Here is an 8410-nt window from a genome sequence, read left to right as displayed (position 1 = left end):
CTAGGAACACGCTCATTAGCACAGTCATTATTTTTAAGTTGCTCATTGATTCGCTCCTGACGTTCTAGCGATTGGTTTTCTAGCTCGCGTTTGCTTTGCTCATTATCTGCTATGATTTGATTGTTTTTAGCGATGTTCTGATTTAACTGTTCGATTTTTCCGAGCAGTTCATCGTTTGTTTTTTGAATTGCTTCTTTGTCTTTACACAAATTAACAATAACATAAATCATAAATGTAAAAATAATCGCTATTGCCGTGTATGTTTTATTCATTTTAAACCACTCAAATAAACCGTTTTACCGCCCTGCTTGGCTGCTGTTAACACTATTTGGCGATTATGTGTCGGACTAAAACCAATGTGCACCCATTGATTATGCTCTTGAATTAATTTATCGAACTGCACCCCAGCATCAACCAACTGTTGACAAATCTCTTTAGGCGTACCGAATGACGATTTAAAGTCTACCGCTAATCCCTTTGTGTGAGCGCTTGTTGCTACACCGCCAACTTTAGCATTTAGCGCAGGACAGCGATATCCAGACGTGATAATAATTGGCTTACCTAAAGCTTTTCTTACCAACTCCAGCTTAATAGCTGTTAATTGCACGTTGGGCATTAAATCAGCAGGCACAGAGTTATCAATTTTTAATCTACTAGCTGTTGTCGAGCGAGTAAACTCTTCTAGCGTAAAATGTTCAGTTAGCTTAGTCATCGTTGTTGTCAACCCTTTTTCTTAACATTGAATTTGATACTTGACGTAATTTATCAACACCTAAAAATCCAATTGCGCCACCAATAAACGGATTCATACTAACTGGTAAGCCAAAATAGTCTAGCCCACTGCTAGCAGCTAATGACAACGCACCACACAATAACGCTTCAACCCATTTACGGCGTCCGCCTACCCCGTCATATGTTAAACGACCGTAGGCTATAATGATGGATAGAATGACACCGTAAATTAATGGCGCATTCGATTGCAACCATTCCATGATTGATGATTTATACATGTTATTATTCTTCATATGAGTTAATAAGGTGACAGCGTACTAGCTATATTGAGTGGTGTGCGTGTCTAGCTTTGCTGTCGATTCTGTGGATGCCCCCAAACGTATCACAAACCAGATTTATCCAGATTGTGTAGAGGTTATGAGGGGGACTGTTTTGGCATAAAAAAACCGCAATTAAGCGGCTTCGTTTAATAATTTTATTCGATGATAAATTTATAAAAAATTAAAATTTTTAGATAAATAGTGTTGACTTTTACTATAGGTTAACCTATAATTATAACCATCAACACGACGTTGATAAAGCAAACCCTCAGCTTTCGATGAGGGCTTAAGGAGAAGAAAAAATGAAATTTTTAATCATATTTCTTCTACTACTTGTAAGTTTCCCAGCTTTTTAAGTAGTATCAAAGGTGGGGCGAAAGCCCTACCGATGACCTTAAATATACCAATTGACACTTAATAAATCAAGGTGATTTTATGGCAAAATCAATAACAGAAATTCAAGCAAAAAGCGACAAAAAACGAGGAGTTAAAGTAAAAGGCTTCAAATTACACGTTGATGATATCGCATTAATTGAACAAGCAAGTAAAAACCTAGATGTATCACAAGCTCAACTTATTGTTGATGCTGTGAAATTTTACCTTGATAATAAAAAGCCTCTTAATTGAGGCTTTTTTCATTACACTGTTCTGTAATGAACTTATTATCATTCCCCTGGATTTTTGCGATATGTTGATTACGTTCACATTCCCAGTTTTCAGGTGGGTATGTTTTATTCCACGCCATCATCAATTTATGCTCAGAATCGGATAAGTTAATATTGTATTTATTGGACATATAGAGGTATGTGCGAGCTATCACTCCACGAATTTCCTCACGTGGCTGGAATTTACGAGCTTTAAAATCAACCGCTGATTGACATTGTCCATACTGATTAAATTGATTAGTGAATTGCGAGTATCGGTAGTTAGAACGATCACCGTTAACCTCACCGATTGCTGGCTGAAGATTGTGCATATCACCCTCCATTTGATTGAAAGAAACATCTTTTTTGCACGCTTTTCTTCCACCGTCTCGCCAACATTGTAGATGACGCCCGAAATTTTCAGCAGGCATAACATGCTCCCACTCTATGCGAGATGCTCTATTTAAATTTTTTCTTGGTTTATAACCGCATTTACTGAAATCAACAATACCTTTTTTATTGTTAAAACTGAATTCACATCCACAGTAAAATTCGGTTTGTGCGGGATTTGATTTGTATAGCTTAGTAAGCTGAGTTTTTGCATTGTCAAAATTTTGCTTACTAATTGCAACTTGTTCGGATGTTGGTGTCGATTTTGACTTTTTCGGCTTTGATGTTGGTACTTCTGAATAAGTTCCAATTCGACATGTTTTAGACGCTGATATACAAGAATTACCGCAAGGTATGCCTTTTCTACAATTTTTTGCATTTGAAATCGACGGGAATAATAAAAATAAAACTAAAATTAAAGCTATTTTTTTCATAATTTAATATTACCTGCGCTTAGAAGGTACGCAGTTTAATATAAAACTATGCTAAATAATAGTAAAAAAGCCCAACTATTTCAGTGGGCTTAAATTCTATGCGTTCAAAACCGCATCATATATATATTATCTATCCGTATATCCGTACAGTCAAGTATTTATTGAATATTACAAGCCTTTCTTGTTGCTGTGATTTGTAGATCCATACCTAACGCATGAATAATTTTAAGCATAGTGTCAAATCTAGGTTTTTTCGCTGATAACGTTTTATATAGACTTTCTCTTCCGATACCTGCTTCTTCTGCTATTTTTGTCATACCTATTGAACGAGCTACATCATTAAGTGCTGCAATAAATTCTTCTGATGAAATATCCTCATGCAAAAATTCTGAAAGATACATTGCTCTTTCTTCATCAGTATTAAGGAATTTTGCCGCATCAAATTGCGTCACTTTAACCATTTTTAATCTCCTTCCAAAGTTTTACCGCTTTGTCTATATCTTTCTTTTGTGTTGACTTATCACCACCACATAATAAGAGATAAGTAATATTTCCATCTTTTGCGTAATATACTCGATAGCCTGCACCAACAGTAATTCGCATTTCGTAAATTTCATCCCTTAAAAATTTATGATCACCAAAATTACCAAAAGCAGCTCTTCGAATTCTTGCTGTTATTACTGTTTTTCCTTTAGAATCTTTCAAGCGTTCTAACCAGTTTTCGAAAATTTCTGTTTGGTTAATTATATTCATACATACACCAATCTTGTATTTATTAAATATTGTATACTTTTGGATACAATAATCAATATTTATTTTATTAAAAAGGGCGTAAAGCCCTTTGTATTGTGTTATTTGATATCTGCAATTAATTTTTTATTAAAATCTTTTAGGTATATTTTATGCATCTTATCTATGTTTAACAAAAATTGGGCATGTTCATGTTTTACATTGAACATGATAATATCTTGATCGTTGTGGTTCCTGAAAATCTTTTTAATAATTTCGCTTTCAGTATCTCGCCTCAACGTTAAATACATCTGAGTTACTTTTAACATTTTTTCAATTTCTGCGCTTATTAAGTAAAGTCTATCTTTTCTTATATGTTGAATACTATCAGCACCAGTTGCGTCACGTACCATTTTCCAAACTCCTTGCGTGAATGCTTCAGTGTAGAAAAAGGCATTTGAAATATTATTAATGATATATTTTAAATCTTGCAATTGCTGTGATGTGATGTAATTTGATTTATCAACAACTGAGTATGCACCGGTGTTACGGATTGTTGGAAGTACATCATTAAATACCCAATCTTGAAATTGTTTAGCTTCTGGCTTATTACTTCTAAATATCACTCGGTATAAGTTTGGCTCATTAATAAATACAACGTATTGATTACCGCCATTTGTAGGGAGGTAGATTTTTTCTACCCCCTTATTATCAATCTGTTTTGCTAATAAATCTTTATGGTTTTTGATGTCTAAAACACTACAAACATCTTTTAAGCAAAAGAAAGGTTCGTTATTAATTAATTGAATGCGAACTTCATAAGAAGATTGAAATTGAAAAACTGAAATTTGATTAGTCATAATATTGACCTCGGATGATTGGTTATTTTATAAATCACCACCAACACGCCAATATTGGAGGTGAACTAAGCAAGGTTGGCGTACTGGTTAATCATCCGAATCCAGCGAGCGGTTAAGCTCCCTCACCTAGCCCACCATAGACTAGATATAGAAAAACTGCTTACGCAGTTTGTGCGGATGATATTTAGCTCAGGACGCCAATCCCGACGTTAGATTTTGCTAACGTTTTTTCAATATACATCTTAATTATGTTCATTGTCAACTATGCCACCTTTGGGAATAATTCAATAATATGACCACGAATGAAACATTCAGCAGCAAACAAAATTTTTGTTATATCATCCGTTCTTTTACCCAATATTCTCGCTTGCTTACTGCATGAAATTTCACGAAGATAAAAAGAAGTTAATACAGCCCAGTGTTCAATATTATCGGATTTAAGTCTTAACACCGCATTATCAACAATTTCAGCTTCATCTTCTGTTAAATACTGACGATAATCAAAATCCATTGGCGCACCATCAATACCTGCCGATTTTGATGGGTATTCTGTTCCCATTCTTTTTAAAATACGGGTGTTTTTCCATGCTGTTAAAATGTCTTTAGTTTCTCTCATTTATCCCTCCCAATGCGCTGATAGTTAATTCTATCTTTCCGCCCTTAAAAACTTCTTTTCTTTCGCTATGTAATACGTCTATTTGCTCATCATCTACAATGACGCCGCTATGTATTAATGCGTCAAAAATGGCTTTATTGATGTTGTCTAGGTCGCGTTTTCTTCTGTCTGGCATGTACGCTTTAATATCAATCATTACTCTTTCAGCTAACTTCTTATTAGCTTTATTTTGCAAAACTATACCAATAACATCATTCCTAAATTTAATACCCTGTGGTTTTATATATCTGCGTTTTCCTGCTGTACCCCAATAATGATTAACAGTCGGAGGGTACGGTAATGTCAGATTAATCATAATTTAACTTTCCCCTCTTTGATTAGTGTGTCCTGAGTTCTAATAACCCCCTCAGCATGAGCCAATCTAACGAATTCATTCTCAAACCTTCTTGTTCTTCGGTCGATTTCGTCATGACAAGCTGAGCAAGCCCAAGCGCCTTGTAAATCGTTTGGTTTTATACCTACACCGCACGTTCCTGCTAATCGATAATGCGCTAGTACCGTGGTTTCTGGGTTATGATTACAGCACGGCAATCGAACCGTGCACTCTCTACCGCGCGCTTCTTTAGTTAGTCTGCTCATTGTTAACTCTATTTAAATTATGCTGATTAATGTATTCTCTGCGTTGTTCTCTAACTATTGCGATTGCTCGCTCTAATTCTTGTTCTTTTTCATCGTATAGTTTCAGTTGTTCTTTGTGTTTTTTGTTCATCATGCTACCTTTGATAATTGATTAAAAAAACGCATAAAGCTGATTAATTATGTTTTGGTCTGTGGTTTTACCAAAAAGATGCTTTAATGCCGCATTTATTAATGCGCTGTAAACTCTCTCAAACTCGTCTTGCTCCATATTTCCGTAAGCGAGGCTTTGCGCTTCTGTTCGTATATCACCGTTTAATCTAACTGTTTGCTCGTAATAACCCGCTAAAATAGTTAAATCCTTTCTAAATCTATCGAACTGCGCTGATTCACTCATGTGCTCCAGTCCTGCTTTATCAGCAGACCAGTGTTGAAAACAAAACCCAAAAAATGCAAAAACCTTGCGGTGAAAATGCGGATTACGCCAAAGTTTTATTTCAACCTCGCAAGCTTCGCCCGTTTGGTACCGTGTCATTTTGTCAGCTTCGGCATCTGATGCTGGCACTAGTACGCCGCCTGCTTGTTTAATAAAAAGATGTTTCATTGTTTATCACTTCGAATACTCAACTGTTAACGGCGTCAACGCACAAACGCTTTTTATTTTCAAAAATCTTCTCGTACTCATTAGCCTTTGCAATGTCTTGCTCTAACGCATCTTTTTTGCCCGCTCTAATTCGATATTTCAAAATGTTGCCGAGACAAAAGCCCCTGAACTGCTCTACAGTCATGCTTCGAGCGATAATGTCGATAGATTCGATGCCTTCGATTATTTGATAGTGTTTTGGATTTTTTATGTTGTCACTCATCACCCGATCCCCCGTCTAATTCAGCCCGTGCTAGATATGCAATTAATGCAGAACTAATAAAATCAACATTTTGATTTAAAATTTTTTGTACAAACTCATTTTTTTTATAATCTTCGATCCCCTCAGGAATTGGAGTAATTAGATGTTTTTTAAATCTTTCTACTTCCTTTTCTAACTTTTGCTGTGTTAATTTAGTCATCCTTAAACCCTCACGCACTCAAAGTTATCAAGCCGAATTAGCTCTTTTACTTTCCACCCAAAAGAATTCTTTTTACCGTTTGATAGCTTTTTAATACATTGTTCGACTGCTAATTCTTCATTAGTAAAATGCGTCCAATTTATCGGTTGGTGTCCGTCTTTTATGATTGTTGCTGTTATTTTGTAAGCCATTTTTGTATCAACTCCCGTAATTTAATTTTGTCTTCTTCTGAATATTTTTTAACTCGTTCTGCTAGTTCAAATTTTATTTTTGATTTATTCGCACCGCGTTTGCCCAATTCTGCAACATAGTCATACGCTATTTTGTCGAGCATGTGATTAATACCGAGTGGGCAGTGGTTAACCTGCTCGCGCATATTTACGCTCTTTTTTTGCCGGCTCTGGATTTGCTCTAGCCTGCGATTCCAGTTGATCTACGTTATAAATACGCCCATTGTTAATACCTGCAAAAACAGTAAAATTACCTGAGCCATGGCGATTTAAAGCAACGTTAATTTCCATCAAGTTTTTATCTGCGTTATCGTTGTAAACAGCATCACGATAAATACCCACCCAGTAGTCACAATCTTGCTCAATTTGCCCTGTGTCACGGCTATCACTTGGAATCGGTCGTTTATCAGCTCTGGATTCAAGATTACGGTTTAATTGAGTTAACATAACAACAACGCAATTAAGCTCCTTAGCCAATGCTTTAAGCCCTTTAGTTATTGCACCGTAAGCCAGATCATTACGAGTATCATCACCTGTTTTTTCCTTCTCCATCAGAGTTAGATAATCAACCATGATCATACCTATTTGTCCCTTTTCTCTGGCCATCCGTCGTGCTTCTGAGCGAACATGAGATAGTGTTATTGCTGGTGTATCGTCGATGTAGATATTGTCGCTATTTGTTAACTCGTTCAAATGATGCATAACACGCGCAAACTCTGAATCCGAACCTAAACCACCGTCATAGAAAATATTGCTATTTACCGCTGATTCTTGGGCTAAAATGTTTTCAAGCATTTGCTCATCTTGCATTTCTAACGAAAACATCAGTACAGGTAATTTCTCATTCATAGCGCAATGACGAGCCATGTTTATTTCAAAAGTGGTTTTACCCATTTTTGGACGAGCACCAACCACAAACAGCGAGCCTCTAACCAACCCTTTAGGTGCTAATTTCTCATCTAATGCTTTGATTCCAGTTGATAAACCACGTGCACTATCTGCGTTTTCTAATCGTTGTCCAAGGGTTTCTGTCCATTTATCAGCAATTGTTTTTAACGACTTAAGTCCAGTTGTTTTACCAGTTTTGTTATAGTCATCAATTTGCGTAAATAACGCGTGAATAGCTGATATTTTGTCGCTAGTAGATAAATTTGATTTCTCAAAAATCATAGCGCTACAGTCGTTTAATTTTTGCAATGTGTAGCGTTCAATTGCTTTGTCTCGAACAATTCCAGCATAAGCTGTAACGTTGATCATCGACGGCGTATTTTTGGATAATTCAGCCAGATAAGCTAAACCACCGCAATCTTTCAAAGTTCCTTTTGCTTCCATACTGTCTGACAAGGTAATCAGATCAATCGGGTAGTTTTTACGATTTAATTCAAGCATTTCAGCAAAAATAACTTGATGATGTCTGCTGTAGAATGATTCTGGCTTCAATGAATAGATTGCTTTTTGACAGCGATCTGATTGAAAATCTAACATCATTGAGCCAAGCACAGCTTGTTCAGCAACTAAGTCATGTGGGATCACGTTCATAGCGTACCCTCCTTGAATTTTGTATAAGTTTCATCCTTAACAATGTATTCAAATTTAGCCTCCCAGTTTCTCTGGTTTTCACCAAACATCCAAGCTGGTGCTCTTTCTACAAAATCATAAAAATAGTTAATCAAATCATTGATATTTAGTTTTTTGTTGTCTTTAAAAAATTTTTTAACTAGATTTTTTCGTGCAGTAGTCATTTTTTGAATCTG

Annotated in this window: 18 protein-coding genes and 1 pseudogene; 1 reads left to right on the top strand and 18 read right to left on the bottom strand. The window is 35.9% G+C overall.

Going from position 1 to position 8410, the window contains the following annotated elements:
* The 3 genes from A9G41_RS07375 to A9G41_RS07365 form a co-directional block, all read right to left on the bottom strand.
* Nucleotides 1–272 (bottom strand): hypothetical protein (locus tag A9G41_RS07375; RefSeq protein WP_143425377.1); only part of this gene is annotated, 272 nt, incomplete at its 3' end.
* Nucleotides 269–712, bottom strand: a complete 444-nt coding sequence (locus tag A9G41_RS07370; RefSeq protein WP_065582152.1) for a D-Ala-D-Ala carboxypeptidase family metallohydrolase — start codon at nt 710–712, stop codon at nt 269–271. The genes A9G41_RS07370 and A9G41_RS07375, both read right to left, overlap by 4 nt.
* The gene (locus A9G41_RS07365; RefSeq protein ID WP_081302152.1) at nt 705–1010 is read right to left on the bottom strand and encodes a phage holin, lambda family; all 306 of its coding nucleotides are present in this window, start codon (nt 1008–1010) and stop codon (nt 705–707) included. The genes A9G41_RS07370 and A9G41_RS07365 overlap by 8 nt, the downstream gene beginning before the upstream one ends.
* 477 nt (nt 1011–1487) lie before the next feature.
* Between A9G41_RS07365 and A9G41_RS07360 the strand changes: the two genes are divergently transcribed.
* Entirely contained in the window at nt 1488–1679 is a 192-nt protein-coding gene (locus A9G41_RS07360; RefSeq protein ID WP_075539503.1) for a hypothetical protein, read from the top strand.
* Here the strand turns inward: A9G41_RS07360 and A9G41_RS07355 are convergent.
* The 15 genes and pseudogenes from A9G41_RS07355 to A9G41_RS07290 all read right to left on the bottom strand — a co-directional run.
* A complete protein-coding gene (locus A9G41_RS07355) occupies nt 1672–2520 on the bottom strand; it encodes an endonuclease (protein ID WP_082259634.1) in 849 nt (282 codons plus the stop codon). The genes A9G41_RS07360 and A9G41_RS07355 overlap by 8 nt on opposite strands.
* Nucleotides 2521–2678: 158 nt before the next feature.
* The gene (locus A9G41_RS07350; protein ID WP_034945255.1) at nt 2679–2981 is read right to left on the bottom strand and encodes an addiction module antidote protein; all 303 of its coding nucleotides are present in this window, start codon (nt 2979–2981) and stop codon (nt 2679–2681) included.
* Nucleotides 2974–3273: a type II toxin-antitoxin system RelE/ParE family toxin gene (locus A9G41_RS07345; protein ID WP_065582615.1), complete on the bottom strand. Its 300-nt coding sequence runs from the start codon at nt 3271–3273 to the stop codon at nt 2974–2976. The genes A9G41_RS07350 and A9G41_RS07345 overlap by 8 nt, the downstream gene beginning before the upstream one ends.
* Before the next feature lie 98 nt (nt 3274–3371).
* The gene (locus A9G41_RS07340; RefSeq protein WP_065582614.1) at nt 3372–4109 is read right to left on the bottom strand and encodes a BRO-N domain-containing protein; all 738 of its coding nucleotides are present in this window, start codon (nt 4107–4109) and stop codon (nt 3372–3374) included.
* A 262-nt stretch (nt 4110–4371) separates the two neighbouring features.
* Nucleotides 4372–4725: an antiterminator Q family protein gene (locus A9G41_RS07335; RefSeq protein WP_065582613.1), complete on the bottom strand. Its 354-nt coding sequence runs from the start codon at nt 4723–4725 to the stop codon at nt 4372–4374.
* On the bottom strand, nt 4712–5080 hold the full coding sequence (locus tag A9G41_RS07330) for a RusA family crossover junction endodeoxyribonuclease (protein WP_082259633.1): 369 nt from the start codon (nt 5078–5080) through the stop codon (nt 4712–4714). Before A9G41_RS07330 ends, A9G41_RS07335 begins: the two co-directional genes overlap by 14 nt.
* Entirely contained in the window at nt 5077–5364 is a 288-nt protein-coding gene (locus A9G41_RS07325) for a DUF1364 domain-containing protein (protein WP_075539501.1), read from the bottom strand. The genes A9G41_RS07330 and A9G41_RS07325 overlap by 4 nt, the downstream gene beginning before the upstream one ends.
* Nucleotides 5348–5494, bottom strand: a complete 147-nt coding sequence (locus A9G41_RS14295; protein WP_179854689.1) for a hypothetical protein — start codon at nt 5492–5494, stop codon at nt 5348–5350. The genes A9G41_RS07325 and A9G41_RS14295 overlap by 17 nt, the downstream gene beginning before the upstream one ends.
* Nucleotides 5495–5515: 21 nt before the next feature.
* Nucleotides 5516–5965 (bottom strand): DUF1367 family protein, encoded by a 450-nt coding sequence (locus tag A9G41_RS07320; RefSeq protein WP_065582611.1) that lies wholly within the window; start codon nt 5963–5965, stop codon nt 5516–5518.
* A gap of 19 nt (nt 5966–5984) precedes the next feature.
* Entirely contained in the window at nt 5985–6227 is a 243-nt protein-coding gene (locus A9G41_RS07315) for a DUF3310 domain-containing protein (RefSeq protein ID WP_065582610.1), read from the bottom strand.
* The gene (locus A9G41_RS07310) at nt 6220–6426 is read right to left on the bottom strand and encodes a hypothetical protein (protein ID WP_065582609.1); all 207 of its coding nucleotides are present in this window, start codon (nt 6424–6426) and stop codon (nt 6220–6222) included. Before A9G41_RS07310 ends, A9G41_RS07315 begins: the two co-directional genes overlap by 8 nt.
* 2 nt (nt 6427–6428) lie before the next feature.
* Entirely contained in the window at nt 6429–6617 is a 189-nt protein-coding gene (locus A9G41_RS07305) for a DUF1187 family protein (protein ID WP_075539288.1), read from the bottom strand.
* On the bottom strand, nt 6602–6802 hold the full coding sequence (locus A9G41_RS07300) for a hypothetical protein (RefSeq protein WP_075539287.1): 201 nt from the start codon (nt 6800–6802) through the stop codon (nt 6602–6604). Before A9G41_RS07300 ends, A9G41_RS07305 begins: the two co-directional genes overlap by 16 nt.
* Entirely contained in the window at nt 6786–8195 is a 1410-nt protein-coding gene (locus A9G41_RS07295; protein WP_075539159.1) for a replicative DNA helicase, read from the bottom strand. The genes A9G41_RS07300 and A9G41_RS07295 overlap by 17 nt, the downstream gene beginning before the upstream one ends.
* Nucleotides 8192–8410 (bottom strand): annotated as a pseudogene (locus tag A9G41_RS07290) (helix-turn-helix domain-containing protein); the annotation flags it as partial. The pseudogene A9G41_RS07290 and the gene A9G41_RS07295, both read right to left, overlap by 4 nt.

Source organism: Gilliamella sp. Nev5-1, assembly GCF_001690895.1.
Classification (GTDB): domain Bacteria; phylum Pseudomonadota; class Gammaproteobacteria; order Enterobacterales; family Orbaceae; genus Gilliamella; species Gilliamella apicola_C.
The sequence above is the reverse complement of the archived record's forward strand: the minus strand, read 5'-3'. Positions and strand labels throughout refer to the sequence as shown.